Genomic DNA, 26,565 nt, shown 5'->3' with positions numbered 1-26,565 from the left:
TGTTTCCATGCGGGACAGGCGGGGCCCGCGCCTCCATACTTCAGCCAAACTACTCAAACTGCAGGGTAAACACCCCCCTGTTTAGGGGACGGGTAAACCACGGCTACACCCAAAATTAACCATGTCCAAAGGTGTTAGTCCCAACTGGTGGTTCAGCCAGATGGGGCGGTTTTTATCATTCGTACAGATCCAAGCTAGAGCCACACCTGTCAAACAACACTTCTATCCGGAGCCGCGCATGTTAAAAACCATTAGCGCCAAATTCAGTGCCAGTTTTGCAGCAGTCATCGGTTTCACCGTATTGATCGGTGCTTTGGGGGTGTACAACAGTCAACAGATTGTTAACGCCAACAAGAAAAACGACTTCACCCACACCATCATTGAGCAGGTGCTGGCCATTCAGGAAGGGTTGCTGGCCGTAGAAAGCGCAGAACGGGGTTATCTCCTGCGTGGTGACCAGCCTTCCCTCAACGCCTATGGCGAGGGCAAAGGCGTGGTTGAGCGTGTTCTGAAATCGACTCGCGAATTGACGGCCCACAACCCGGTAGTGACCGAGGCGTTCAACAGATTTGACGTCCACTACGCCGCTTGGTTGAATGATGTGGCTGAGCCTTTGATTGTCCATCGACGCGAATTGAATAGCGGGCAGATTACTCAGGATCAGTTCGAACAACTGGTCCGCGAACGCCCAGGCAAACCGCTGATGGACAAAATGCGCAGCGAGCTGGCCGCCGTCCAAAACGATGAAATGCGCTTGCTTAATGAGCGCAAAGCCGTGGCCGAAGACACCTATGAGCGTTCCTTGTGGTTGACCGTGGCATTCACAGCAATTGCTGCGGTGATTGGTTTAAGTCTGAATTTCATCATTGCGGCAGGTTTCAAGCGCAAGCTGGCTGTGGCCGGGCATCACATCCGCGAATTGGCCGAGGGGCGTTTGAATGGCAGCATTGAGATCCAAGGCCATGACGAAGTTGACCAATTGCTGACTCACCTGCAACGCACCATGGCCAACCTGAAGTCCTTGGTCGGCAACATTCGCAGCACCACACATTCCATCACTGACGGGTCCGAGGCAGTGAAATTGGCCTCCGACCAGATGAACAAGGCTGCCGTGGAGCAGGCTGATGCGACGGCCTCCATGGCGGCAGCGGTGGAGGAGCTCACCGTGAGCATCGGACAGATCACCGAGAATTCCAATGAGGCCTCGCACACTGCGGTGGAGGCCAAACGGTCCGCCGAAGAAGGCATGACCACATTGAACCAGGTGGTGACCGGTATTCGACGCATTGCCGAGTCGGTTCAAGGCAGTGCTCAGGCTGTGCAGACTTTGGAAAAGCAGTCCGGGGAGATTTCCGAGATTATTTCCACCATCACTGAAATTGCGGAAAAAACCAACTTGCTGGCCTTGAATGCAGCCATTGAAGCAGCACGGGCTGGCGAAAGTGGCCGTGGTTTCGCGGTGGTGGCTGATGAAGTTAGAAAGCTGGCGGAGCAAACCCGAGGTTCGACGGACCGCATCTCCGCCATGGTGTTGGACATTCAGCGCATCACCGGCGAAGCCACCTCGGCCATGGAAAACTCAGTCACCTTGGTGGATGAAGGCATTCAGTACGCCGATGCGGTGTCTGTCACCATTGAGCAGATCAAAACTAACGCAGACCGCGTCAGTCAGGCCATTCAGGCCATTTCAGTCTCGATGAAGGAGCAGTCCAACGTCAGTGTGGAAATCAGCCGCAACGTCGAGCGTGTGGCCCAGATGACTGAGGAAAACACCGCAGCCATTGCGCAGAACACCCAACTGTCGGGCCAGATCGCTTCGCAGTCGGGCTCGCTGGGGCAGGCCGTGTCGGTGTTCAAAACCTGACCGTGATGGCACTCAAGGTTTGTGCAGGGTTTCGCGGATGATGTTCGCGAATTCCTGCAACAACTGGGGCTTGACCCGCAACAATGCCCGTTCAAACAGTTCGGGCAGTTGCGCTTGCAAAATGTCCAATTGAGGGTTGCTTGGCACCACCCCAGAACCGGCGGTGGATTGTTCAATTTCCCGCAGCCCACTCTCAATGACTTCGGTCAGCAGGGGTGGCCCCCCTTCAAACGGATCGCTCATGCGCAGCGTGTCTCCATGTGTCAGGCTGTCGCCCGGTCAAAGGTGCTCAGCGGGTAGCCTCGGTCCTTGTAGAACTTGTACCGCACACGGGCCTGGGCCTTTTGTTCTTCATCGGTGCTCACCAATTCCACCAAACGCTCAAACCGCGCGAAAAACGGTGGACACTGCAAGTCCAGATTGATCAGCAGGTCGTAATGCACAATGTCATCGGCCTTGTCGGTGAGCAAAATGGGTGTGTCCGCAGCACCTGCATGTCCACTGACCACATGGGGCAGGAAGTCTTCTTCAGTGAAGGTCCACAGCAGGCGGTCAAGCTGTTCCAGCACCTCGAACTGCGTGCTGTACAGCACCACCTTCAGGCCGGTGCCGTACGCCTTCCGAACCAGTCGGCAGGTGTACAGCAGCAGGTCGGCCACATTCAGATGAAAGTCGATCCGTGTCACGCCACGTTCAACCTTCGCTTCGGCCAATCACGAACTCGGTCAGCAAAGGCACAGGCCGCCCGCTGGCACCTTTGGCTTTGCCCGACACCCAAGCCGTGCCTGCAATGTCCAAGTGGGCCCACGGGTAGGCTTTGGTGTACTTTTGCAGGAAGCAGGCTGCGGTCACACTGCCTGCAGGCGGGCCACCAATGTTGGCCATGTCGGCGAAATTGCTCTTGAGCTGTTCGTGGTATTCCTCGTCCAGGGGCATGCGCCAAGCGGTGTCCAGGGCCTGCTTGCCCGCGCTCATGATTTCATCGGCCAAGTCGTCGTCCGGGCTGAACAGGCCTGAATTCACGTGGCCCAGCGCCACCACACAGGCGCCAGTCAGAGTGGCCACGTCCACCACCACTTCTGGGTTAAAGCGTTCAACATAGGTGAGGGCGTCACACAGAATGAGACGGCCCTCGGCGTCGGTGTTCAGAATTTCAATGGTTTGTCCGCTCATGGACACCACAATGTCGCCCGGCTTGCTGGCATTGCCCGCAGGCATGTTCTCGGCCGTGGGCACCACCGCAATCAGGTTCACCGGCAATTTCATTTCAGCCACGGCCTTCAAGGTGCCCAGCACACTGGCTGCGCCGCACATGTCGTACTTCATCTCGTCCATGTTGGCGCCAGGCTTCAATGAAATACCCCCTGTGTCGAAGGTGATGCCTTTGCCGACCAACACCACTGGGGCGTCCTTCGGGTTTTTGGCGCCGTTGTACTTGGCCACAATCAATTTGGGCGGGTTGTTGGATGCCTTGCCCACCGACAGCAGGCTGAACATGCCCAGGCTTTCCATCTGCTTGTGGTCCAGCACCTCGACAGACAATTTGTATTGCTTGCCCAAGGCCTTGGCGGTGTCGCCCAAGTAGGCCGGGGTGCAGATGTTGCCGGGCAAATTGCCCAAATCGCGGGTCAGTTGCATACCCAAGGCCACCGCATTGCCGCGTGCTACACCAGCGGTGACTTCTTTTTCGGTGGATTTGGTGCAGGCCAGTTCAAAGGCAGGCAAATTCAGGGGTTCTTCATCCTGTTTGCGGCAAGCGCTGAAACTGTAGAAGTGTTCGCCGATGGTGCGGGCCACCAAAGCAGCGGTGGTTTCGTCATCCTGACCTTTGGGCAATTCCTGATTCAGGCTGAAAAACACCAGTTTGGGTTTGAGGCTTGCAGCCGCTGTGCAGGCGCTGTCGGTGGCTTTGCGCAGGGCCTTGGCGGTGAGGTCGCCGGGTTTGCCCAAGCCCACCACCACGTAGGCGGCCACGGAGCCTGCTTGTTGGGTGTTCAGTACAGTCCGCAGGCTGCCCGGTTTGCCCAAGCCTTTGTCCAGTTTGGTGGCGGCTGAAATCAGCCCCTCGGTGTCCAGGTCGGCACGTTGCGCTGCAGCGCTCAGTTCACCACCCTCAAACACCCCGACCACGGCCACTTGGGTGTTCTTGGACGGCACAGGCCCGCCAGCAGTCACTTTGGCCATGCCGCCGGTGCCCGGCTTGAAATCAAACATCGGGGGTGGGGTCACTGGTTTTTTGGTGGCTTTGCTGCGGGGGGTGGCGGCGCTTGTTTTGGGTTTGCTGCGGGTGTTCATGGCAGTGATGTCTATCCTTGAGTTGAACAGGTTCAGGGGCTTGCCGCCTCATTTGTGGGCAAAGCCAGACCCTGAAAATCGAATGCATGAGACAATCTACCATCATTCAACCCGGTGCGCAGACCCCAGCGCCTGTGTGAGCCCCTTCAGCCCATGCTATTCAGAACCAGTTTCCGCAAAGACTTCGCCCAGACCGCTGGTGCCACCTTCGTGGCCCTGTTCACCATCATCGTGACCACGGTGCTGGTGCGCACGCTGGGTCAAGCCGCAGGCGGCAAAATCGACAACGGCGAAGTGTTCATGCTCATCCTCTTTGGTGGCTTGCAATACCTGCCTGCGGCCTTGGTCATCACTTCGTTCATTGCAGTCATGGGTGTGGTGTCGCGCGCCTTCCGCGAGCAGGAAATGACGGCCTGGATGGCCAGTGGGTTGTCCCTGTCGTCCTTGGTCCGTCCGGTGTTGTCTTTTGCATTGCCACTCACCCTGCTGGCCCTTGTGTGCTCGGTGTTTCTCACCCCCTGGGCCAAAGGGGAGCTTGAAGCCGCCAAAGACCGCTACGCCAAGCGCAGCGACGTCAGCAAAGTCAGTGCCGGGCAGTTCAGAGAGTCCGGCGACGGGCGTCGGGTCTTTTTCGTCGAGCATCAATCCGAGTTGACCAAACAAGTCGAGAACGTGTTTGTGGTGGATGCCAAGGGTGACAGCCGAACCGTGGTGGCCGCCGCCCTGGGGCAGGTGGAAGTGGACAGCCGGGGGCAGCCTTACCTGGTGCTGAAAGACGGCCGCCGCGCCACGCTGGATGGGCAGGGCCAACGCTTTACCTCTACTGAGTTTGAAGTGTATGGCGTGGCCATCGACAATTCCTTGGGGGCAGCACCCAGCTACCAACTCCAACACCGCCGGGTGGACAAACTCTTTCTCGACTTCAACAACGCCGCACAAGGTGAACTGTTGTGGCGCATCAGCCTGCCCCTCTCGGCGCTGACGCTCAGCCTCTTGGCCATTCCCTTGGCGTTTGTGAACCCCCGGGGCGGGCAGAGCCTGAACCAGGTGTTCGCGCTGCTGATTTACCTCACGTACAGCAACATTGTGTCTGTCTCCCAATCGGTGGTCACCAAGGGCACTGCGGATTTCTGGGTGGCCTTGCTGGCGCCACACGCGCTGGTGTTGTTGCTCTTTTATGTGCTGCTTCAACGCCGCAGTCGGCCGGCTGGTGCGCCGTGGGTGGCCAGTCTGTTTGCGCCGGTGTTGGGCCTGATTCGCCGTCAAGGGGCCAAATGATGAACCTGCCCATACCCAAGGCCTTGTTGGGCTATTTCCGGCGCGAACTGTACAAAGCCATTTCCTTTGTCATGGTGGCCTTTGTAGGCCTGTTTGCGTTCTTCGACCTGATTGCCGAGGTGGACCGCCTCAGCCAACCCGGCACCAGTTGGGCCTACTACTTCATCGCTGTGTTGTTGGGCCTGCCCGCACGCACCTATGAAATTGCCCCCATCGCTGCCCTCATCGGCTCCATTTATGCCTTGGTGCAACTGTCGGCCACCAGCGAACTGACCGCCATGCGCGCCGCTGGGTTGAGCACCGCGACCATGCTGAAGATGATCATTCGCATCGGTTTCGGGGTAATGTTGCTCACAGTCATGTTCGGCGAACTGGTGGCCCCAGCGGCAGAACGGGCGGCGGTGCCCATGCGGGCCAAGGCCTTGGGCTACGAGGTGGACCGTGATTTTCGCAGCGGTTACTGGATGCGTGACACCTATCGGCAGGAAGGGCAGGAAACTCGCGTGCGTTTTGTGAACTTCCAGGGCTTTGACCGCGATGGCGACCTCAACGGCCTGGAGTATTACGAGATGGACGAAGCCGGCATGATACGCGCCTGGGTGCGTGCCAAGTCAGCGCGCTTTAACCCCGACAGCCGGGATTGGCTGTTGTCCGATGTCACGCTTCAGCGGTACTTCGATTCTGCGGTGCCCAATGCTGAGGCGGCCAAGGCCGGCCTAACCGCGGTGGCCACCCCGGTGCTGCGTCAGGACTCAATGACCTGGAAATCCAACCTGGTGCCCGAGCTGTTGACGGGGCTGTTTGTTCGCCCTGACCGGATGAGTGCTTGGCAGTTGTACAACTACTCCCGGTTCTTGGCCAGCAACCGGCAGGCCACCGCCAACATCGATTTGGCCTTCGCCAAGAAAGTGGTTTACCCCTTCGCCATTTTGGTGATGATGATGATCTCCCTGCCGTTTGCCTATCTGCATTTCCGCAGCGGCGGGGTCAGCGTCAAAGTCTTTCTCGGCATCATGATTGGCGTGGTATTCCACCTCGTCAACAACCTGTTCTCGCACCTGAGCATGGTGGCCAAAATGCCTCCATTCCTCAGCGCCAGTACGCCCACTGTGTTGGGTTTTGTGATCGGCATGGCCGCGTTGTGGTGGGTGTCGCAACCCGCCCCGTGGCGGCTGCTGGCGATGCTCAAAGCTGCGCGGGTTCAAACCACTTTCCCTTCAAGAGGCTGACATGCCCAACACCGAAGCCATTGTGCTGTTTGGCCACGGGGCCCGGGACCCACAATGGGCCGAACCCATGAAGCGGCTACAGGGCATTCTGAATCAGGCCTTGCCCAACCACACCATTGAGCTGGCTTTTCTGGAGTTGATGGCCCCTTCCTTGCCGGACTGTGTCGATCAACTCGTCGGTCAGGGTGTGCAACAGGTTCAGGTCGTGCCCATCTTTTTCGGAAAAGGTGGGCATCTGAAAAACGACTTCCCTGTGTTGCTCGACCAATTGCGCCAGCAACACCCCGCACTGTCACTCAGCGCCTCATCGGCCGTGGGGCAATGGGATGCCGTTTGGCAAGCCATTGCCGGGGAAATTGTGCGCACCACCCAGACTACTTCATCTCAGTGACCTCACGCACTTCCTGAAACAGGCAAGCGCGGGCCACCTGTTTGCAGGTGTCGATGTTGCGGCCCACAACGTGGTCGTAAGGCAAGTAGCGGCTGGCAATATTGGCCCACTTGGTGGGTTGCTGCCGCAGCGCGTGAAGCACATCGTCCAAGGTGCCAATCGGGCCATGTGTCTTCGAATGGCTTTTAAGCAGGGCGCATGTACCCGGCGATTTGCCGCTGACTGATTTCAGCCGGTTGTCCTTCTCGAATTCCAGGCTGACCTGATGGTTGCCATGGGACAGACTGGCTCGGCCGCAAGGCGTGAACAAACCATCTTGTTCAAAGAACTGGCCGCGGTACGTTAAACCACTGGGCAGTTCTATGAGGGCGAAAGGCTGGCTGCCGTTCTGAATCGTCAAGCAGACATGAAGCCCATTGGTATCCCACATCTCGTGTGCATAGGCCTTGCCCATTTTTGAAGGCAAACGGATCATGGCATCGGGATACCCGTTGGGCTGTTTGAAGAGCACGTGGTAAACCTCTTGCGCATGCATGGAGGAACGCAGATTCCAGTACTCCACAGTGTTGAGGCTTTGAAAAAGGTGAGGGACCTTCGGTGCCATATGGCTGATCACAAAACCAAGGCCGCAAAAGTACAGCACACATTGGGAGGTATCCCAGGGCTTTTCGACCAGCTCGGAAGTGCTGCGCGTTTTACACAGTCCGTGGGGGCGCAGTGCTTTGCGGTCTGCCCGGTTCAGCAATACTGAGTCGGGGGCCGTGTGAAGCCCCAGATTGCGCAAGGCGCCAACTTTGGTCACGGCCCGTTGGGGCAGCAACATAAAGCTGCCCACCAGGTAATGCATGTGAACCCAGTCTGCGACATAAAGCCCAACTGTTTGCCAGCCCCAGATCCGTTGGTTGGTCCATGTGTAGCCTTCCAGATGGCAGGCATTGTTATCTGAACTCAAGGTGAAGAATCCGAACTCCGGCCATGGGCAGTCCTTCTCGTTGAGTTGATGTGCAGGGCCAGTGCAGTTCAAATGTTCCGCGCCCGCCAGTTTGCACAGCAACAGGTAGCTGCCGATGGCTTGAATGGGGACCGGGAGCTGTTCCGGGGTTGGTGGGGCGTCTGGCCCTGAACCTTCCGACATGGGCGGCCGAGGCACAATGTGTTTTGGAATTGGTTCTGGCAAGCTCAGCGCGCCTTGCCAGGTGTAAGTGAGCCCCAGTTGATTGGCTCGAATGGTGCACTGCGGCCCAAACTGCATGGTTGTGGTGTCCAGCGTGATTTCGCATTCCACCTGGCATCGAATCGATGGGGAGTGCCGAGTCAAAAAGCCAGTCATCAAGCGCATGGGCTGTGTGGGCCAAACCCGCCAGGCATTGAGCCACCCACGCTGGCTTGAGGGGGTGCTTTCCGGGGTTTTGGTCAAGTCAGCGTTGAAGAGCCAGAGCTTGCAGTCTTTCGAGCGTTTGATGATCATTTTGACGGGTTTTCCGTCAACCACCAGCCACTTCACTGGGCTGTCTTCTCGGGCGTCGTGCAAGGCAATGCGGCCACTTTGCATGCCCTCCAGGGCGCTTGCCGAGTCTGTGTTGGCCTGAATGTTCTTGTCCAGAAACTCCCCACTGGCCTTGATGGAGCAGCCGCTCAGGTTGAGTTGGACGCCGAACGATGCCAACACGTCGACTCCGAGTCGAATCAGCCCCTTGTGACTTTCTATCATCGCATTCACGGGGATTTTTAGTGTTCCCGAACTCAGGCCATCTTGGGATGCGCCGTCCAAAAACAGCAGGCCAGTGTCTGGCCAGAACACCCGCTTGGTGGGTTGCTTCCCCTTTTTCTGGCAGTCGTCCACCCAACCGCCGTTTGGGTCAAATTCAAACACGTGGGGTGACGCCTTGGCCTGAACTTTGTCTGTGGTCACCCTCAATTCAAATTGCCCACTGCCAGGTTGGACGATGTGCAGGCAATCCCCCTTGATTTGAGCCACCTCGGCAATCAAAGGGGGGATTGAGCCTTTCTGCAGGGCATGGGCCACGTCAATGCTCCGGGCCACACATTGTGCTGACAGGTCTCGACTCCATTCGGATTGACCGAGTGAGCTCAATTGCCGTTGCCACAATGTGATCAAACCAAGTGCCTGTACCCAAAGGGGTTGGCCCTGTGTGGCGGTCAATGTCTCCTCCGTACTTCGGTGTTGTGAATTGAGGATTTGAATGACTTCCGACAGACAGTGTTTCGGCAGACGAATTTGGGTGAGGTTGTCGTGAATGCTCGCAAGTGCCTCGCTGCGCATCAGCATCACCAGCTTCAACTGATCGGTGATGGCCACGCACTCTTGCTGTCGCGGGCTGCTCAGGCGGTTCGCGGGCATGCGATGAATCAGGACAGCCAGTGTGCCTACCGGGCAACCCCTCAGCCAATTCAGCGCATGCTTGGCCAGCGGCGATGAGGACTCGCTTGGCTCACTGTCAGCCAGTCGTGCGAATGCCTCACCGAGCACCGCGTTCAGTTCACGGACGGGCACTTGATCCAACCCCTCGCTGCTTTTGAGGGCACAGTCCAATTGCGCCATGTTGAGCGTTTGAATATTGAGTAAAGCCTGTCCATGTTGGGTGATGGATTGTCGCAACCCCTCCCAGGAATTCACGCAACTCGGCAAGGTGTCACGCAACTCGCTGCTACAGCGACAGGCGTTGAGCCAGCGTGTCAGCAATTGATCGGCGGTCACAGAGTCAGCGTGGTGGTCAATGGCTGCAATCTCAGCCAGTGAGTCCATTTTGGTCCAACCCAGCACAACGATCTCCAGCAACCGCAAGTCCGACAGTTGTTTGTCAGCTTCATTCGATTGTGAAATCGCCATGTTCAAGGCTTGCACCATGTCACGAAAAACGCCCCATTGGGCCATTCGTTGGGCCTCAGGCATGGGTGCTCGAGCTTGTCGCGACAGCACGCCGGGGTTCAGCCCTGGCCCCGTCATCTGCCGTTCGCCCAAGTCAGCCCAGGTTCGGATCAGCATCTGGCCGATCTCCTCCTGCGATGCCTTGCTCAGGAAGTGGCTCCACAAGTCGTCCTGTAACAAGGTGATCGGCGATTCTTTGCTGGCGCGGTAGCTCAATCTGCCCAAGCCCTGATTGATGTCGCGTGCAAACCAGTGCAGTTGGTGGTTGCGCAGCCAAGTCACCAGTTGGGGGTGACACACATCTTGGGTTACGGCGGTCCGCGCCACCAGATCAATGGCCAACACACGCGATGCGCTCAAGCTGTCAAAACTGACCTGATCGCCCCTGCTGTTGAACACCAGGTCGATGACTTGCGATCCACTCATTTTTTTGCCCACACTGATTAACAACCCTGGCCCCTTGGGCGTCTGCCAGAACTGCGATCGATTGATCCACGGGTTTGCTTGACCCTTGAACTGGACTAGCCCGGGCTCTCGTGCGGTGTATCGGGTGTTCATCCACAGCTTGATCCGGTCGATGAGGGCTTGGCCCTGGTTCTCGAATTCGCTGATGGGTGCAGTCAACTGCAAATCCAGGTCGCTTTGACCCGCAGCGTAGGTTGAAGGCGTGCGCCACGCTGCCGAGCCCTTGATCAAAAACCGTTCAAGCGCAAGCCCATCCATGAGTTCACGCAAGGTGAGCCACACGTGGGCATTGCCTCTCGGGCTGGCTGAAACACGCCAAGTCTCATTCAAATACAGCTTGGCAAGTTGCCCGAAGCTACTGATTGTTTGGTAGTCCCTGGAGTCGAAGGAATGGGTCGATGACGCAGCATCAGGGGCTGATGCTGTGTTGGCATGGGTTGGGGAAAGCGCGGGCAACATGAGACAGTCGCAGGCCGGGCAGCCTGCAAAAGCCCTATGTGGTGCCGGGTGCAGTGTTAGTTCTGCATTCGGGAAAAATTAGAGGTTGGCGGCGATGGGCCCGGTGTCAGCAAGGCCAGTTTGATTGGTGGCCCGGTTAGCGACCTTCCTCAAGGCCTCCCCAATCAGGATCAAACAAGGGCCTTCGCCCACTTGGTCTGTACCGAAGCTGGGCAGTTCACCCAAAGTCAAAGCGGTGAAGCGTTCTTGGGGCGTGGAGACACTTTCGCAGATCACCACAGGTGTGTGGGCATTGCGCCCGGCTTCAAGCAGGCGTGCTGCCCATGGGGCGGCTTGTCGAAGGCCCATGTACACCGCAACGGTGTCCTGTTCAGTGCCCAGGTACAAATCAGTGGAGGGTGTTTCACCAGTGCCCACCGATGGTGTGGTGATCGTCAGGCTGCGGGCCACACCGCGCAGCGTCAGCGACGTTTTCAGGCTGGAGGCGGCGGCCAGTGCGGCTGTGACGCCGGGCACCACATCCACCTCGATGCCTGCATTCTGAAGGGCGGTGATTTCTTCATCGGCCCTGCCGAACACCATGGGGTCGCCCCCTTTGAGGCGTACCACCAAGCCATGTTTGCGTGCCGCATCCACCAACTGTTTGTTGATGAACTGCTGTGCGGTCGAGAGTTTGCCGCAGCGTTTGCCCACCGCAATGATTTCTGCGTCAGGCCGTGCATGAGAAAGAAGAGAGGGACTGACCAGTGCGTCGTGCAACACACAGTCTGCGGCCATCAGGAGCTTCAACCCACGCACAGTGATCAAATCATCCGCGCCGGGGCCAGCACCAATCAAAGCAACGCGTCCCATCTCAAAAGTTCCTATTCAAGAACAAGCAACCAACAACCGGGTGAGGATTGTCTGCTTAGTTCTTTGCAACGATCATGCCAGCGGCCACAGTCTGGTTGGTGGCGCTGTCAATCAGGATGAAACTGCCGGTGCCGCGGCATTCCGAGTACAAATCCGCCACCAAAGGCTGAGCCAGCACCAATTCCACGCGGGCCAAGTCATTCATTTGCACCAAGTTGGTGCTTTCGCCGTGCAGCAGCGTTTGAATGTCCAGCACCTGATTCACCGCCTTGATCTTGGCTTGAGTCTGGCGGGTGGTCTGTTTGATCCAATACTTGCGGGCCAGGTTCAGCGGCTCGCTGTCCAGCCAGCAAATGTCAGCTTGCAGGGCCTTCACTGCGGCCTGCTCACCGGCTTTGACGATTTGATCCCCTCGCGAAACGTCCACGTCCCGGTCCAGCACCAGCGTCACACACTGGCCTTGGTGGGCTGTGCCCAATTCTTCGGTGTGGAACAGAATCTTGGACACCAGCGCGGTCTGGCCTGAGGGCTGAATGGTGACCTCGTCACCCACAGCCACTTGTCCGGCTTCCACACGGCCCATGTAACCGCGGAAGTCCTCGGCCTTGTGGCCATCATGGCGGGCCACCAATTGAACCGGGAAACGCAGGCCCAGCGCATCGCTGGCCTCGCTGCGGTCGGCCCGGCTGGGAATATTCTCCAGAATGCTCAAGAGGGGTTGGCCGGTGTACCAGGGTGTTTTGTTCGACGGGGTGACCACGTTGTCGCCAGTCAGCGCGGAGATGGGCAGCACATGCACATCCTTCACACCCACTTGTTCGGCCAGAGCGCGCACGGCTTTGTCGGTGGCCTGGAATTTGGCATGGTCAAAATCAACCAAGTCCATTTTGTTCACGGCGAACAGAATGGCGGGCAAGCCCAGTTTGCCGGCAATCGCACTGTGGCGTTTGGTTTGCGCCAGCAAGGTTGCGTTCACTTCACCAGCTACCTCATCAAAACTCACGCGGGTGATGTCCACCAGCACAATCGCCACGTCGGCAGTGGAGGCACCAGTCACCATGTTGCGGGTGTACTGCTCATGGCCCGGGGTGTCGGCCACAATGAATTTGCGGGTGGGGGTGGCGAAGTAGCGGTAGGCCACATCAATGGTGATGCCTTGCTCACGTTCGGCTTCAAGGCCATCGGTCAACAGGGAAAAGTCGATGGCATCACCGGCCACGCGCTTGTGTTTGGCCTTGGAAATCGCCGCCAATTGGTCGGCGAAAATGCCCTTGCTGTCGAACAGCAGGCGGCCAATCAAGGTTGACTTGCCGTCATCCACCGACCCGGCGGTGATGAAGCGCAGCACACCGTGCTCTTGGCGGCTCAGGTTCAGGGCTTCGTTCAGTGCGTTCATGGTGTTCATCTCGAAATCGTCGTCTGCGTCAGGCTCAGTCGTTGAGCCTGGAAAAATCGGGGGTTCAACTGGATCAAAGAACCGAAATCAGAAATAACCTTCCTTTTTCCGGCGCTCCATGGAGGCCTCAGAGGTCTGGTCGTCCATGCGGGTTGCGCCGCGCTCGGTGATGTCGGTCACCGCAGTTTCCGCAATAATCTCAGCCGGTGTGGCCGCTGTACTGGCCACTGGGCAGGTGCAGGTGATGTCGCCCACGGTGCGGAAGCGCACAGTGCGGGTGGTCACCGATTCACCGGCTTTGGGTTGGGTCATCTCGGTGATGGGCACCAGCAGGCCGTTGCGCTCAATCACTTCACGCTCGTGGGCGTAGTAAATGCTGGGCAACTCCAGCTTCTCGCGTTCAATGTATTGCCACACGTCCAGTTCCGTCCAATTGGAAATCGGGAACACGCGCATGTGCTCGCCCGGGTGTACACGGGTGTTGTACAGGTCCCAAAGCTCGGGGCGTTGGCTTTTCGGGTCCCATTGGCCGAAGCTGTCGCGGAAACTGAAAATGCGTTCCTTGGCGCGGGCCTTTTCTTCATCACGGCGGGCACCGCCCATCAGGGCATCAAACTCGAATTCTTCAACGGTTTCCAGCAAGGTCACGCTTTGAAACGCGTTGCGGGAGGCTTCCGGGTGGGGCAGGCGAATGGTGCCCCGCTTGATTGAATCATCCAGCGAACGAACGATCAGCTCCTCACCCAGTTGTGCCGCTTTCCAGTCCCGGAATTCGATCACTTCCTTGAAGTTGTGCTCGGTGTCGATGTGCACCAGCGGAAATGGAAACTTGCCGGGCCGAAACGCTTTTTCAGCAATTCGAAGCATCACGATGGAATCCTTGCCACCGGAAAACAGCAGTGCAGGGCGGGCACATTCGGCCGCCACTTCGCGCATGATGTAGATGGCTTCGGCTTCCAGCCAATCCAGGTGGGACATGGTGTGTACTTGCGTGCTCATGTTGTGCTCGTTGAGTTCGTCGTTGTCAGATCAGGCAGTCGTGACGCCCGTTCAGCGTTTCAAATTGGCGTTGTGCAGGCCGCATTCCTTGCTGGCCGGGTCTTCCCACCACCAGCGCCCTGCGCGAATGTCTTCACCCAAGGTGATGGCGCGTGTGCAGGGTTCGCAGCCAATGGACGGAAAGCCCTGGAAGTGCAGGGCATTGACCGGCACATTGAACTGGCGGACATAGGTCCATACATCGGCTTCGGACCAATCCGCCAGTGGGTTGAATTTTTCAATGCCCCGGTCGTGGTCGAATTCTCTCACAGGCAGGGCGGCACGCGTGGCGGCCTGGGCCTGCCGTTGCCCGGTGATCCAGGCTTGGGCGCCTTGCAGGGCACGCTTCAGCGGTTCAACCTTGCGGATGCCACAGCATTCCTTGCGCAGTTCAATGCTGTTGTAAAACGCATCGGCGCCACGGGTGCTGACGTATTGCGCCACGGCCTGTGCAACAGGTTCATACCAAGTCACTGTGCGGCCATACCGGGCCAACAATTGGTCCGCCACATTCAGGGTGTCTTGGTGCAGGCGGCCTGTGTTCAAGCTAAACACGCGGATATTCAGGTTCAGCCGAGCCACCACATCAAACAACACATTGTCCTCAGCCGCCAGGCTGGAAGCCAATGCAATGTGGTCGAATTCCTGTGCAGCGCCTGTCAGCAGCGCTTCCAGTGCGGCCACTTTGTCAGCAATGTCCGTGTCCGGCTGGTTGGGGCCACGGAACACGGCGATGGGCTGCACATCGGCTGAGGGTGCCTCAACCGAATGGAAGCGGGCTGCCGAGTTCATGCTGCCCTCCGGGTGAAAATGGGCAGCGCGCCATCGGCACTGGTTTGGTAAGGCGTGGTGAAGTCCTTGAATGCGTTCAGTGCGTCTTCAAGCGACTTGCCTTCCTTCAGGCTGAATTGGGTGAATCCACAGCGGGCGAGGAAAAACAACTGGTCGCGCCACAGGTCGCCGTAGCCGCGAATGTCGCCTTTGAACCCAAGGCGGCGCAGAATCACTGCACCTGAATACCCTTGGCCGTACTTGAATACCGGGAAGTGGAAGGCGATCAACGGCAACACATTCAAGTCGCTGGCCAGTTGTTCCGGGTTGTCGTCCGGGTTCAGCCAAACACCCAGTTCACCGGCTTGCGCACGCGCAGTCAGCTCGGCTTTCCGGGCTTCCCACACCGACAGGTGCACCAGCACCTGGCCGCTTTCAGGAATGGCTTGGTCTTGCTCCACCACGTGAACGGTGTTGGCCACGATGGCCGCTTCGCCATGCAGGGGTTTGACGATGAGATGGCTCGCAGACTGGCTCATTTACGCAGCCTCCTGGTTGGCGTACACATGGTTTTTGAAGGGCTCCAGACCAATGCGGTCCAGCGTGTCGATGAACAGTTCGTCCTCATGGCGGTTGTTCACATACACATTCAGGATTTTTTGCACCACACCTGGAACGTCTTCGGCGTAGAAGGACTTGCCGATGACTTTGCCGATGGACGTGCTGTTGCCTTGGCGGCCACCGAGGGTGACTTGGTACCACTCCTCACCATTCTTGTCCACGCCCAGAATACCGATGTTGCCAATGTGGTGGTGGCCACAACTGTTGATACAGCCGGAGATGTTCAGGCTCAATTCACCCAGGTCGAACTGGTAGTCCAGGTCGTCCACTGCGTCCTGAATGCCCAAGGCGATGGGGATGGACTTGGCATTGGCCAGCGAACAGAAGTCACCGCCGGGGCAGGCAATGATGTCGCTGACCAAACCGATGTTGGGCATGGCCAGGTTGTGGGCTTTCAAGGTGCTCCACAGTTCAAACAAATCCTGTTCAGCCACGTCGGACAAGACAAAATTCTGTTCGTGCGTCACGCGCAACTCACCGAAAGAGTATTGGCTGGCCAGGTCGGCCACCAAATGCATTTCGGCGGTGGTGGCATCACCCGGGGCAATGCCTGGGCGCTTCAGGGAAATGCTCACGGCGGTGTAGCCAGCCACGCGGTGTGCGCGTGCATTGCGGGTCAGCCAACGGTCAAAGCCGGGGTGGCTTTGGCGCAGGCCTGCGTTTTGTTCGCGGATGGTGTCCAACTGTGTGGCGCTGAATGTGTCGTAGGCCGGTGCGGTGAAATACGCGGCCACACGGTCCAGTTCAGCCTGGGGAATCACGCTGACGCCGCCGCGACTGTGCTGCCATTCTTCTTCAACCTGACGGGCAAATTCCTCAGGTCCCAAGGCGCGCACCAGAATCTTGATGCGGGCTTTGTACAGGTTGTCGCGGCGGCCATAGCGGTTGTACACGCGCATCACCGCTTCAATGTAAGTCAGCAGTTCATTCCAGGGCAGGTCGTTCTTGATGACGGACCCAATGACCGGCGTGCGGCCCAAGCCGCCACCCACCAGCACTTGGGCGACCACGTCACCGGCTGCGTTGCGGCTCAGGTTGATGCCAATGTCGTGCACTTGCACGGCGGCTCGGTCTTCGTGCGCGCCATTCACGGCAATTTTGAATTTGCGGGGCAGGTGGGCAAACTCGGGGTGGAAGGTGCTCCACTGGCGCATGATTTCGCAATAGGGGCGTGGGTCCACCACCTCGTCTTGGGCAATGCCTGCAAAGGGGTCGCTGGTGATGTTGCGAATGCAATTGCCACTGGTTTGAATGGCATGCATTTCCACGCTGGCCAGTTCATCCAGAATGGCGGGCACATGTTCAAGCGCGGGCCAGTTGTATTGAATGTTTTGGCGGGTGGTGAAGTGGCCATAGCCACGGTCGTATTGCTCGGCAATGTCGGCCAGTTTGTGCAATTGGGTGGCAGACAGCAGCCCGTAGGGCACCGCCACACGCAGCATGGGGGCGTGGCGCTGAATGTACAGGCCATTCTGAAGGCGCAAGGGGCGGAATTCCTCGTCGCTCAATTCGCCTTTCAGAAAGCGCTCGGTCTGGTTGCGGAATTGGGCCACGCGCTCGCGAACCAGTGCATGGTCGTATTGGTCGTACTTGTACATTTACATCACCAGTTTGGCGGCCACAGCGGTCAGGGTGGTGGCCAAAACCCCGCGCAGAAACCGTTCCGGCACCGCGCGACTCAAGTAACTGCCCACGGTGATACCGGGGATGGAGCCGAGCAGCAAAGCGCCCAGCAGGTTGAAATCCAGTGTGCCCAGGCCGTAATGGCCGATGGCAGCCACCGTAGTCAGTGGCACGGCGTAGGCGATGTCGGTGCCTGCAATTTCAGCAGGTTTCATGTGGGGGTACAGCATGACCAGCACCATGGCACCAATGGCCCCTGCGCCAATCGACGACACCGTCACCAGCATGCCGATGACGGCGAAGGCCACCACGGTGACCACGCTGCGTGTGCGGTCTGTCAGTTGGGCCTTGGGGTTGGTTTCAATCCATTTCAGAATGCGCGGCTTCAACAGCAGTGCACACACGGTCAACATCACGCAAATGGCAATGGACCAGCGGATGAACACATCAATGGCGCTACCCTTGGCGGCCGTGTGGATGTCCATGCTGTGCAAGGCCAGCAATGTCAGCAGGGCAGCGGGCAGGCTGCCGGCGGCCATCAAGCCCACCACAGGCCAGTTCACGGTGTTGCGCAAGCGGTGCACTACAGTGCCCGCCCCTTTGGTGATGGCGGCAAAGGCCAAGTCGGTGCCCACTGCGGTGGTGGCCGGAACGCCGAACAGCACGGTCAACAAAGGGGTCATCAACGAGCCGCCACCCACACCCGTGAGGCCCACCAGCAGGCCTACGGCCAGCCCGGAAATCACATACACGGTGTCGACATGAAAAGGCACGATGGGGGTCCAAATACATTAGGGGGGATTGCAGTGTAGGGGGACAGGCTTATAATTCAAACGATAGTATTTCCATTTGTATATTGCCTGAGGAAATAAGCGTTTCATGAACCTGCACCAGCTCCGATTCGTTCGGGAAGCCGTCCGGCACAATTTTAGCCTGACTGACGCAGCCAAGGCCCTGTTCACCTCCCAACCCGGGGTGTCCAAAGCCATCATCGAGTTCGAAGAAGAGCTGGGTTTTGAGATTTTCAAGCGCCATGGCAAGCGCCTGAAAGGCCTGACACCACCCGGCGAGTTGGTTTACAAGGCGTGTGAGCGGGTTTTGGCCGAGTTGGAAAACATCAAGCGGGTGGGCGAAGAATTCGCAGCCCGTGAAAGCGGCCTGTTGACTGTGGCGGTGACCCACACCCAGGCCCGCTACGTGCTGCCCCAAGCGGTGGCCGAATTCAGAAAGCGTTTTCCCCGGGTGCGCTTGGTGTTGTTGCAGGGCACGCCCGAGCAGTTGGCCGAGTGGGTCCGAAAAGACCAAGCCGACCTGGCGGTGGCCACTGAAGCTTTGGCCGACGAGCCGGGGCTGGTGACTTTGCCCTGTTACGACTGGGCCCATGTGGCCATTGCCCCCAAAGACAGCCCCTGGCTAAAGCCGTTCCTTGGGCTTGGGGCCCGCAAAATGGCCCTGACAGATTTTCAGGGCCTGCCGGTGGTGACGTATGAACCTCACTTCGCGGGGCGCAGGAAAATCGATGCCGCTTTCGCCAAAGCGGCCGTGCAAACCGACGTTGTACTGGAAGCGATTGACGCCGACGTGATCAAGACTTACGTCGGCCTGGGCTTGGGGGTGGGCATTATTTCCGAGGTGGCTTATGACGCCAACAAGGATGCATTGCTGGACGCCGTTCCGCTGGAGCACCTGTTTGGCCGCAACACCACCCGCATCGCGGTGCGCCAAGGGGTATTCATGCGCACCGTCATGGTGGAGTTCATGGGCATTTTCTCGCCCATGCTCACCCCCAAACTGATTGAACGCGTGATGGGCGGCGGGCAGGCTTACGACATTTGAACGGCCGGCGGCTTAGCCTTGTTGCAGCCGCTCACGCACCACACTGAACACCCGTGAGGTGTCTTGGCTGCTGGGCCCTTGGGCCACCAGTGTATTCAGCAGGTCGGCTGTGCTGTACAGCAGTGGCAAATTCAAGCCCTGTGCCTTGGCTGCCTTGGCCACCATGTCCACGTCTTTGGCGTGAAGGTGGGCTTGAATGGTGGGTGGTCTGGCGAAACCGTCCACCATGTGTGGGCCTGCCCAATCCAACACTTTGCTGCCGCACAAACCCGCCTGAAGCACCTCCAGGGTCACGCCCAAATCCGCGCCTTGCTCAAGGGCATAGTTCATGGCCTCGGCAATGCCGCACAGTTGAATGCACAGGGCCATTTGGTTGGCGGCTTTGATGGCCTGCCCAGCGCCGTTCTCGCCCACATGCCGAATGGTTTTGCCCAAGTGGGGCAGCAGGCCTTGTACCCGGTTGAACCCGGCGGCGGGGCCGCCCACCATGATGGCCAATGTGCCGGCTTGCGCACCCATCACACCGCCGGACACCGGGCTGTCCAAGTACGTGATGCCCTTGCTTTGAAGTTTGGCTGTGAAACTGCGCACCCTTGCCGCATCAATGGTGCTGAAATCGATGATCAGGCTGCCGGGTTGCGCGTGGTTGAACAGGCCATCTTCCCTGAACAGCAGCTCCTCAACATCCTCGGTGCGGGTCACATTCAAGCCGATCAAGTCGACTGCGCCGCACAGGGATTGAATGCTGTCGTGGAAGCGAACGGGTGTGTCGGCCCAGGCTGTGGCTGTTTCCGGGCGGCGTGCCCAGGCGTGGACGGTGTACCCGGCATCCAGCAGGCGGCGGACCATGGCGGCCCCCATATTGCCCAAGCCGATGTAACCAATGGTGTGGTTTGTGGTGGTGTGTGTATTCATGGGCCTGATTATAGTCAGGCCTTGGGCATTCGCGAATTCGGGATTGCCTAGGGCGCAAAGGCCAGATCGTTGAGGCGGCAATACACGATTTCACCACTTTCCAGTTTGGCCATCACCGGGTGGCTGGTGGCCACCCAACGCCCGAACTCGCTGATGTTGTAAGCAATCACGGTGGCTGGGGTGTGGTCAATCAGCACACGCGTACCGACCTTGAACAGGCGGGCTGTGAGCCGCAGGGTTTTTTTGCGCATCAGGCTGGGGCCGTCAGGGTAACGCCTGCCGCCGCTGTTGCCGTTGCTTTGATAGGCCAGTCGAAGTGCCATGTGTGCCTCCCGTGTGCACATGTCGGTGAACATGTGACTTTTATACGGCAGGCGATGGCTACCCCATGTCCCAAACACGGGGGGATTACCCATCCAGTTTTCCCCATTTGGAGGGGTACGGGGTTCAGTGCGAAGGCAGCAGCAGTTGATTCTGAATCAGCAGGAACAGCTCGCTGTTGGGCTCGGCGATGAGGTCCACCACATTCAAGTGGTCTGCGGCCACCTGCAAGGGTGGGTTCAGGCCCCAGTGGGCAGCCAGGTAGGCGCTCTGTTCCTTGAAGGCATCGGTTTCCCGATTGCCAAAGGCCAGATGCACCGGAATGGTAGGCTTGGGCATGAGGGCCGGGCTGACCATGCGGGTGCGCTTCTGGTTCAGCTTGAGGTCTTTCTGAATGAATGGGGTGTGCACCAGGGGGCTGAGGTCGTAAATGCCGGACACGGCGATCACGGACTTGACCACATCCTGAGGCAGGTCGGACGCCCACAGCGGCCAGAAAGCCAAGGCGCTCATCACCCCAAGGTGGCCGCCAGCCGAATGGCCGCACACCACGATTTGATTGGGGTCGTACCCAAAGCGGCCAGCCTGGCGGTACAGCCATTCAATGCCGCGCAGGGTTTGGCGCACGCAGTCTTCGATGGTGACTTTGGGAATAAGGCCGTAATTGAGCAGGGCAACGCTGTACCCACGGGCCACGTAGGGTTTGGCCAGAAAGGTGAAGTCGGCTTTGTCCAGCGAGCGCCAGTAACCCCCATGAATGAAAATCAGCAGGGGTTTGCCGGGTTTGCCCGGCACCACGTCCACTGTCTCAGCCTCTGATTCCCCGAAGTACAGGTTCCAGTGGCCATCCAGGTCAAAGCGGGCGTAACGCGACTGCTCGGCCCAGCGGGCGAAGACCTTGGGGTGGTCCGGCAGGTAGGCGCGGACATTGTATTGACTCTCCAGCCAAGCCACATCGGGTAGATGGTCGTGGCGGGCATCGGTACGCTGGTCACCAGTGGAGGGGGCTTTCATGTCGCTGGTCTCGAAAACAAGCTGCACAAATTACCTGAAAAATGTCAAAAAGTCCAATTTTTCAGGGCCCTTTGTTCAAGGCTGGCTTTTCGAAGGGCGGTTTTGTGCCTACAATCTAAGGTTATTCCTGCTGCACCCCGGGCGCAGTTTTGGCAGTGCCCAAACCCCACGCCAGCACCAGAAAAGCCAGCACCAACACCCCCAAGGGCCTTGCCGTGCCGTCATGCATGGCAGACACCAAGCCGCTGGCCAAGCCCCCCAAGCCAAACTGAGCACAACCGTACAAGGCCGCCGCTGCCCCTGCATTGTTCGGGTGTGCCGCCAGCAGTTGTGCCTGTGTATTAGGCGCCACCAAACCGAGTGACCCCACGGCCAGCAGAAAGCCCAGCACCATCAGTGGCAAAGTCCAGTCACTGGCCTGTGCGGGCCACGCGGCGGCCAACACCAACAAGCCACCCAGCACGGCCCAGCGTGAGCCTTGTTGCGCCAATTTTGCCGCGCCCAAGGCCATAACCCTGCGGCTTGAATACCAGCCAAACCCCATCAGGGACACAATGTTGGCACCAAACAGCACGCCATAACCCTGTTCAGACACACCCAGCCATTGCATGTACACGTAAGGAGTGGCGGTGATGTAGGCGAACATGGCGGCGTAATGGCTTCCGCCCGTCAGTATCAGCCGGCGCGCCTGTGGCTGCGCCAACACATGTGCATAACCTTGGAATGCCAGGCCCAGTGAATGTTGTGTGCGTTGTTGGCTGAGTGTCTCGGGCAACACCTTCAGAGTGCCGGCCAGGCAAACCACGCCAAACAAGGTGAGGGCCATGAATTCCAGCCGCCAACCCCCAAGGTGCAACAAGGCAGCACCCGCCAAAGGGGCCACCATGGGCGCAATGGAAGTCACCATCCCGATCATGGCCATTAAACGGGCGGCCTCGTGTTCGGCGTACAAGTCCCTGACCACCGCGCGGGACACCACAGCGGCCGCACCGCCACCAATCGCTTGCACAAAACGCCAAACCAGCAGGGCTTCAATACTCGAGGCCATGGCGCAGCCCAGGCTGGCTCCTATGAAGAGTGCTGTACCGGCCAGAATGACTCGTCTGCGGCCGAAGCGGTCGGACAGCGGGCCATACACCAACATGCCACCGGCGAAACCCACCAAAAAAACGGTCACCGTGCGCTGGGCCATGGCGGTGGTGGTGTTCAGGTCCTGCGCAAGGCTGCCCAAACTGGGCAAGTACAGGTCGATCGCCAAGGGGGCGAAGGCGGCCAGCGCAGCCAGCAACAGAAAAACCCGCCGTTCAATCATGGGGCAGAACCCGGGTGGCGCCGGGCATCAGGCGTGGCTTGCGGTACACTGAACGCATTGAACATGGATTGATTTCGAGGGTTGGCATGAGTTTGAGAAAGTTATCGGATGACGTGGCGGTGTGTGGCCAGATTCGCCCCGAGGACATGAAGCAGGTTCGCGAGCTGGGTTTCAAGACAGTCATCAACAACCGCCCCGATTTTGAGGAGCCAGGACAGCCCCTGCATGCTGAAATCGAGGCCAGTGCAACCGCAGAAGGGCTTGCCGTTCATTACCTGCCTTTGGCTGCAGGCATGTACCCCAGCCAGGAATTGCTGGACCAGTTCAAGGCTGTGTTTGATGCTGCTGAAAAACCGGTGCTGGCTTTTTGCCGAAGCGGCAACCGTTCCGGTCAGATCTACATGGGGGCCTGCGGGCAGGCGCAGTAACACCCAGTCGGCAAGGGCCATCAATGGTCCTTGCGGTCCTGCGAAGCTTGGGGCAGGGTGTTGGCCAGTTCACGAATCATTTTGACGGTGTCGATGTCTGCGGCACGGTAGGCCTGTTTGCGCACTTCGTTGATGTCCACACCCAGTGAGGGCGCAGTGGCCTGTTCGGCGGTGTCTTCAATTCGGTACTCAAAGCGCAACCACAACTGGCCTTGCTCGGGTTCTTCAATCCGAATGGTCATTGTGGATTCGCCGCAGTAAGGGTTGGCGGCAATGTGAGTTTCTGTGCGCTCATGCTCGTGCAGGGCGATGCGGTCTTCAATCTGGAATGAGCCATAATTCAGTCGCCGCGTGAGTGTGGTGACATTCCCCTCCTGACTGGACTGAAGAATGTCAGCACTCTCTAGCCCCATGACGAAGCGGGCAGGCTTCCAGGCGCGGGCCACCAATCCGAACCACACTTGCTCCCGGCTTAGCCAATTGGCACCAAAAAGCTTGGGGTCGTTGATCTGCACCAGATGTTCAAATTTCATGAGGTCACTTCCTGTGATACACCGACACGGTACTACAAAACGCTACTCCGATTCCACCGCCCATCAGGGCACGGTCTACCTTGTTGAAGTGCCCAGTCTGGAAGGCGGGGATATCCGCGCCCAGACGAGCAATCTGCTGGCGAACGTGGATGCACGCCTGGCGGAAGCAGGCACAGACCGCCATCACCTGTTGTTGGTGCAGGTATTCCTGACCAGCATGGACGACTACGAGGGTTTCAATGCGGTGTGGGACCACTGGGTGCCAGAAGGCACCGCCCCTGCCCGCGCCTGTGTGCAGGTCAGTGCCTTGGCCAAACCGGGTTGGCGAGTGGAAGTGATTGTGACTGCGGCTGTGCCTGCATGAAAAGCAGGGCGCCGGGCGCTACAATCGTGGGTCATCAGCGACACGCCATGTTCAACCGCCATGAGCCCTGAACTACTGACTTTCACGCAAGCCGCGCCTGTTGTGGGCGTATTCGATTCTGGCGTTGGCGGCTTGTCGGTGTTGCGTTCGCTGCTGGATGAGTTGCCGGGTGAACGTTTTGTGTATCTGGCCGATGAAGCCTATCTGCCCTACGGCGACAAACCCCAGCATGTCATTGCCCAGCGGGTGCATGCGGTGGCCACGAGTATGCATCGCCTGGCCTGCAAAGCGTTTGTAATTGCCTGCAACACCGCCACTGCGGCGGCTGCCACGCAGGTGCGCACGCAGTTTGCGCAGTGGCCGATTGTGGGTATTGAGCCTGCAGTCAAACCCGCAAGCCTGAAAACCCGCAGCGGCGTGGTGGGTATTTTGGCCACTTCCAATACTGTGGCCAGTGAGCGTTTTCGTCTGTTGGTGGAACGCTTTGACCCGTTGGCCACTGTGTTGGCTCGTCCTTGTCCGGGTTTGGTGGAGCTGATTGAAACCAGCCCGTTGCCGCGGACGGAGATTCTGGCGCATCTGAAACCCGTGGTGGATGAGTTCAAAGCAGCCGGTGTCGACATGGTGGTGTTGGGCTGTACCCATTATCCGTTTGTCACCGACTTGATTGCGGAATTGGCAGGCCCTGACGTAGAAATCATTGAAACAGGGCGGGCGGTGGCACGCCAGTTGACGGTCCGCCTGGACGAGGCTCATGCCTTGAGCCCGATGGCCCAGCCCCGCACAGTGCCGCTGAGCGAACGCCTGAGGTGCGTCACCACGGGTGAAGCGTCGAGTTTCCGCGCCAAAATGTTGGCTTTGATGCAAGGTGACGGGCAATACGACTGGGCCGCCGTGCCCGTTGAACACGTGGACTTGGCCTGACTGGCTGCGGCTGTTGCGGAGGGGCGGTTCAGTTGGCCTGTTCAGCCAACTTTTGGGCCAGTGCCACGTATCGGTCTGAACTGATTTCCTCAGCGCGTGCGGTGGGTGCAATGCCGACTTCTTCCGCCAGTGCCATGGGCACAACCCCATCCCACGTGTTGCGAAGCATTTTGCGCCGCTGCGAAAAAGCTGCGCTGACGATGCGCGCAAACACCGCATGGGGAATAAGGGCGCGGTCTGCCGCAGGTTTGGGCTCCATGTGCACGATGGCCGACATCACCCTTGGTGGCGGATCAAAGCATTCCGGTGGCACATCGAACAAGTGCTCCATGTGGTAATACGCCTGCAGCATCACCGACAGTCGCCCATAGTCTGAGGTTTTGGGCTCGGCCACCATGCGGTCAATCACTTCTTTTTGCAGCATGAATTGTTGGTCGATCACGCGGTCCGCGTGGTTCAACAGCGCAAACAGAATGGGCGATGAAATGTTGTACGGCAGGTTGCCGACCACCCGGAAGCGCCCCTCAATGGCGGCGTAATCAAATTCGAGCACATCCGTTTCATGCACGGTCAGCCGCTTGGCCCATTGGCCTTCGCGCAGGCGTTTGGCCAGGTCGCGGTCAATTTCCACCACATGCAGGTGTGGCAGGGCGCGCAACAAAACACCTGTCAGCGCACCAAGGCCCGGGCCAATTTCCACCACCGTGTCATCGGGCCGAGGGCGCAGGTGGCCAATAAACTGGTCGAGAATGGATTGGTCCGTCAGGAAGTGCTGGCCGAACCGCTTGCGGGCTTGGTGTTTCATTGGGGTTGCCCTGTGCGTCTGCACAGGTCCATGTGATGCGCGGTGTGGATGGCCTCGATCAGGCTGCCGCAGTCCATGTTTCGCGTGCCTGCAAGGCTGAGTGCTGTGCCGTGGTCCACCGAGGTGCGCACAATCGGCAAGCCCAGCGACACATTCACACCACGCCCAAAGCTGGCGTATTTCAGCACGGGTAGGCCTTGGTCGTGGTACATGGCCAGCACCGCATCGGCCTCGTTCAGGTACTTCGGTTGAAACAGCGTGTCGGCAGGCAAGGGGCCGATTAACTGGTGCCCCTGTGCTCGCAGTGCATCAAGTACGGGGGCAATGATTTCATCGTCTTCATGCCCCAGGTCACCGGCTTCGCCGGCATGGGGGTTCAAGCCCGCCACCAGCACCTTGGGGTGCTCAAGCCCCCAGTAAGTGCTTAAGTCGTTCAGCAAAATACGCAGCACCCGATTCAGGCCTTCCCCCGTCAGTGCGTCGGGCACAGCGCGCAGCGGCAGGTGCGTGGTGGCCAGGGCCACTTTCATGTTGCCGCCCATCAGCATCATGACCACTTCATCCGCTTGCCCGCAACGCTGGGCCAAATACTCGGTGTGGCCTTGAAAGCCTGGCCAGATCGGGCTGATGGCTGATTTCTGAATGGGGGCGGTGACCATTCCACCCGCCAAGCCAGACAGGCAGGCGTCACACGCGGCATCCAGCAAGTCAAGCACATGCCGGGCGTTTGCGCTGTTGGGTTGGCCGGTGGTGCAAGGGGTGTTCAGGGGGTGGTGCCACAGTTGGATCGGTGGGCGTGCCGCCAGTGCCATGTTCAGGCAGTCCTCTCCAGCAACGGGCCAAGCCAGCGTGATGCCGATGGCCTTGGCACGGGCCTGAATGAGATTCGCGTCACCGAGAATCACCAAGGGCCGGTTTTCGGGCAAATGCTCGGCCTGTTC

General features: G+C 58.7%; 26 protein-coding genes. 8 read left to right on the top strand and 18 right to left on the bottom strand.

Features of this window, described 5'->3' with window-relative positions; genetic code table 11:
* Window positions 1-238 precede the first annotated feature (238 nt).
* Window positions 239-1,864, top strand: a complete 1,626-nt coding sequence (locus tag ACK4FF_RS10895) for a methyl-accepting chemotaxis protein (protein ID WP_409708812.1) — start codon at window positions 239-241, stop codon at window positions 1,862-1,864.
* A 12-nt stretch (window positions 1,865-1,876) separates the two neighbouring features.
* Here the strand turns inward: ACK4FF_RS10895 and ACK4FF_RS10890 are convergent, their stop codons facing one another.
* The 3 genes from ACK4FF_RS10890 to ACK4FF_RS10880 are packed head-to-tail and all read right to left on the bottom strand — an operon-like array spanning window position 1,877 to window position 4,048.
* Window positions 1,877-2,107, bottom strand: coding sequence for a hypothetical protein (locus ACK4FF_RS10890; RefSeq protein WP_409708809.1), 231 nt, complete (start codon window positions 2,105-2,107; stop codon window positions 1,877-1,879).
* 20 nt (window positions 2,108-2,127) lie between these two features.
* Window positions 2,128-2,550: a DNA polymerase III subunit chi gene (locus ACK4FF_RS10885; RefSeq protein WP_409709487.1), complete on the bottom strand. Its 423-nt coding sequence runs from the start codon at window positions 2,548-2,550 to the stop codon at window positions 2,128-2,130.
* Between the two features lie 7 nt (window positions 2,551-2,557).
* Window positions 2,558-4,048 carry a leucyl aminopeptidase gene (locus ACK4FF_RS10880; RefSeq protein ID WP_409709484.1) on the bottom strand — a complete coding sequence of 497 codons (1,491 nt, stop codon included), beginning with the start codon at window positions 4,046-4,048 and terminating at the stop codon, window positions 2,558-2,560.
* Between the two features lie 264 nt (window positions 4,049-4,312).
* Here ACK4FF_RS10880 and lptF point away from each other — a divergent pair, with 264 nt between their 5' ends.
* Genes lptF through ACK4FF_RS10865 form a run of 3 tightly spaced genes read left to right on the top strand, consistent with a single transcriptional unit; the run spans window position 4,313 to window position 7,057 of the window.
* On the top strand, window positions 4,313-5,437 hold the full coding sequence (lptF, locus tag ACK4FF_RS10875; protein WP_409708806.1) for an LPS export ABC transporter permease LptF: 1,125 nt from the start codon (window positions 4,313-4,315) through the stop codon (window positions 5,435-5,437).
* Complete coding sequence (gene lptG, locus ACK4FF_RS10870; protein ID WP_409708803.1) at window positions 5,434-6,666, top strand: LPS export ABC transporter permease LptG; 1,233 nt, start codon at window positions 5,434-5,436, stop codon at window positions 6,664-6,666. The genes lptF and lptG overlap by 4 nt, the downstream gene beginning before the upstream one ends.
* 1 nt (window position 6,667) lies before the next feature.
* Entirely contained in the window at window positions 6,668-7,057 is a 390-nt protein-coding gene (locus ACK4FF_RS10865) for a sirohydrochlorin chelatase (protein WP_409708800.1), read from the top strand.
* Here ACK4FF_RS10865 and ACK4FF_RS10860 read toward each other — a convergent pair.
* The 8 genes from ACK4FF_RS10860 to ACK4FF_RS10825 form a co-directional block, all read right to left on the bottom strand.
* On the bottom strand, window positions 7,041-10,871 hold the full coding sequence (locus ACK4FF_RS10860) for a hypothetical protein (protein ID WP_409708797.1): 3,831 nt from the start codon (window positions 10,869-10,871) through the stop codon (window positions 7,041-7,043). The two genes, ACK4FF_RS10865 and ACK4FF_RS10860, sit on opposite strands and share 17 nt — an antisense overlap.
* A 78-nt stretch (window positions 10,872-10,949) precedes the next feature.
* Window positions 10,950-11,723, bottom strand: a complete 774-nt coding sequence (cobA, locus tag ACK4FF_RS10855) for a uroporphyrinogen-III C-methyltransferase (protein WP_409708794.1) — start codon at window positions 11,721-11,723, stop codon at window positions 10,950-10,952.
* Window positions 11,724-11,778: 55 nt separating this feature from the next.
* Window positions 11,779-13,119, bottom strand: a complete 1,341-nt coding sequence (locus ACK4FF_RS10850) for a sulfate adenylyltransferase subunit 1 (protein ID WP_409708791.1) — start codon at window positions 13,117-13,119, stop codon at window positions 11,779-11,781.
* Between the two features lie 87 nt (window positions 13,120-13,206).
* A complete protein-coding gene (gene cysD, locus ACK4FF_RS10845; protein WP_409708788.1) occupies window positions 13,207-14,118 on the bottom strand; it encodes a sulfate adenylyltransferase subunit CysD in 912 nt (303 codons plus the stop codon).
* A 51-nt stretch (window positions 14,119-14,169) separates the two neighbouring features.
* Window positions 14,170-14,949 carry a phosphoadenylyl-sulfate reductase gene (locus ACK4FF_RS10840; protein ID WP_409708785.1) on the bottom strand — a complete coding sequence of 260 codons (780 nt, stop codon included), beginning with the start codon at window positions 14,947-14,949 and terminating at the stop codon, window positions 14,170-14,172.
* Window positions 14,946-15,467: a DUF934 domain-containing protein gene (locus tag ACK4FF_RS10835; protein ID WP_409708782.1), complete on the bottom strand. Its 522-nt coding sequence runs from the start codon at window positions 15,465-15,467 to the stop codon at window positions 14,946-14,948. The genes ACK4FF_RS10840 and ACK4FF_RS10835 overlap by 4 nt, the downstream gene beginning before the upstream one ends.
* Window positions 15,468-17,147 (bottom strand): nitrite/sulfite reductase, encoded by a 1,680-nt coding sequence (locus ACK4FF_RS10830; protein WP_409708779.1) that lies wholly within the window; start codon window positions 17,145-17,147, stop codon window positions 15,468-15,470.
* A complete protein-coding gene (locus ACK4FF_RS10825; RefSeq protein ID WP_409708776.1) occupies window positions 17,148-17,945 on the bottom strand; it encodes a sulfite exporter TauE/SafE family protein in 798 nt (265 codons plus the stop codon).
* A gap of 106 nt (window positions 17,946-18,051) precedes the next feature.
* On the opposite strand from ACK4FF_RS10825, the gene ACK4FF_RS10820 reads away from it, so the two are divergent.
* The gene (locus tag ACK4FF_RS10820; RefSeq protein WP_409708773.1) at window positions 18,052-19,008 is read left to right on the top strand and encodes a CysB family HTH-type transcriptional regulator; all 957 of its coding nucleotides are present in this window, start codon (window positions 18,052-18,054) and stop codon (window positions 19,006-19,008) included.
* Window positions 19,009-19,020: 12 nt separating this feature from the next.
* Here the strand turns inward: ACK4FF_RS10820 and ACK4FF_RS10815 are convergent, their stop codons facing one another.
* The 4 genes from ACK4FF_RS10815 to ACK4FF_RS10800 form a co-directional block, all read right to left on the bottom strand.
* Entirely contained in the window at window positions 19,021-19,923 is a 903-nt protein-coding gene (locus ACK4FF_RS10815) for an NAD(P)-dependent oxidoreductase (protein ID WP_409708770.1), read from the bottom strand.
* Between the two features lie 47 nt (window positions 19,924-19,970).
* Window positions 19,971-20,246: a hypothetical protein gene (locus ACK4FF_RS10810; RefSeq protein ID WP_409708767.1), complete on the bottom strand. Its 276-nt coding sequence runs from the start codon at window positions 20,244-20,246 to the stop codon at window positions 19,971-19,973.
* A gap of 124 nt (window positions 20,247-20,370) precedes the next feature.
* On the bottom strand, window positions 20,371-21,258 hold the full coding sequence (locus tag ACK4FF_RS10805; RefSeq protein ID WP_409708764.1) for an alpha/beta hydrolase: 888 nt from the start codon (window positions 21,256-21,258) through the stop codon (window positions 20,371-20,373).
* A 121-nt stretch (window positions 21,259-21,379) separates the two neighbouring features.
* Complete coding sequence (locus ACK4FF_RS10800; protein WP_409708761.1) at window positions 21,380-22,570, bottom strand: multidrug effflux MFS transporter; 1,191 nt, start codon at window positions 22,568-22,570, stop codon at window positions 21,380-21,382.
* Window positions 22,571-22,656: 86 nt separating this feature from the next.
* Here ACK4FF_RS10800 and ACK4FF_RS10795 point away from each other — a divergent pair, with 86 nt between their 5' ends.
* A complete protein-coding gene (locus tag ACK4FF_RS10795) occupies window positions 22,657-22,998 on the top strand; it encodes a TIGR01244 family sulfur transferase (protein ID WP_409708758.1) in 342 nt (113 codons plus the stop codon).
* A gap of 20 nt (window positions 22,999-23,018) precedes the next feature.
* On the opposite strand, the gene ACK4FF_RS10790 is transcribed toward ACK4FF_RS10795, so the two are convergent.
* Window positions 23,019-23,531, bottom strand: coding sequence for an SRPBCC family protein (locus ACK4FF_RS10790; RefSeq protein WP_409708755.1), 513 nt, complete (start codon window positions 23,529-23,531; stop codon window positions 23,019-23,021).
* Between ACK4FF_RS10790 and ACK4FF_RS10785 the strand changes: the two genes are divergently transcribed.
* Window positions 23,530-23,895, top strand: a complete 366-nt coding sequence (locus ACK4FF_RS10785) for a RidA family protein (RefSeq protein WP_409708752.1) — start codon at window positions 23,530-23,532, stop codon at window positions 23,893-23,895. The two genes, ACK4FF_RS10790 and ACK4FF_RS10785, sit on opposite strands and share 2 nt — an antisense overlap.
* A 60-nt stretch (window positions 23,896-23,955) precedes the next feature.
* Complete coding sequence (gene murI, locus ACK4FF_RS10780) at window positions 23,956-24,819, top strand: glutamate racemase (protein WP_409708749.1); 864 nt, start codon at window positions 23,956-23,958, stop codon at window positions 24,817-24,819.
* A 28-nt stretch (window positions 24,820-24,847) separates the two neighbouring features.
* On the opposite strand, the gene rsmA is transcribed toward murI, so the two are convergent.
* Both rsmA and pdxA read right to left on the bottom strand, forming a co-directional pair.
* Window positions 24,848-25,624, bottom strand: coding sequence for a 16S rRNA (adenine(1518)-N(6)/adenine(1519)-N(6))-dimethyltransferase RsmA (rsmA, locus tag ACK4FF_RS10775; protein ID WP_409708746.1), 777 nt, complete (start codon window positions 25,622-25,624; stop codon window positions 24,848-24,850).
* Window positions 25,621-26,565: 4-hydroxythreonine-4-phosphate dehydrogenase PdxA (gene pdxA, locus ACK4FF_RS10770; protein ID WP_409708743.1), on the bottom strand; the 945-nt coding region annotated here is incomplete at its 5' end. The genes rsmA and pdxA, both read right to left, overlap by 4 nt.

This window comes from Limnobacter sp. (assembly GCF_046297615.1).
Taxonomy (GTDB): Bacteria; Pseudomonadota; Gammaproteobacteria; order Burkholderiales; family Burkholderiaceae_B; genus Limnobacter.
This window is presented reverse-complemented; position numbering and strand designations above follow the sequence as displayed.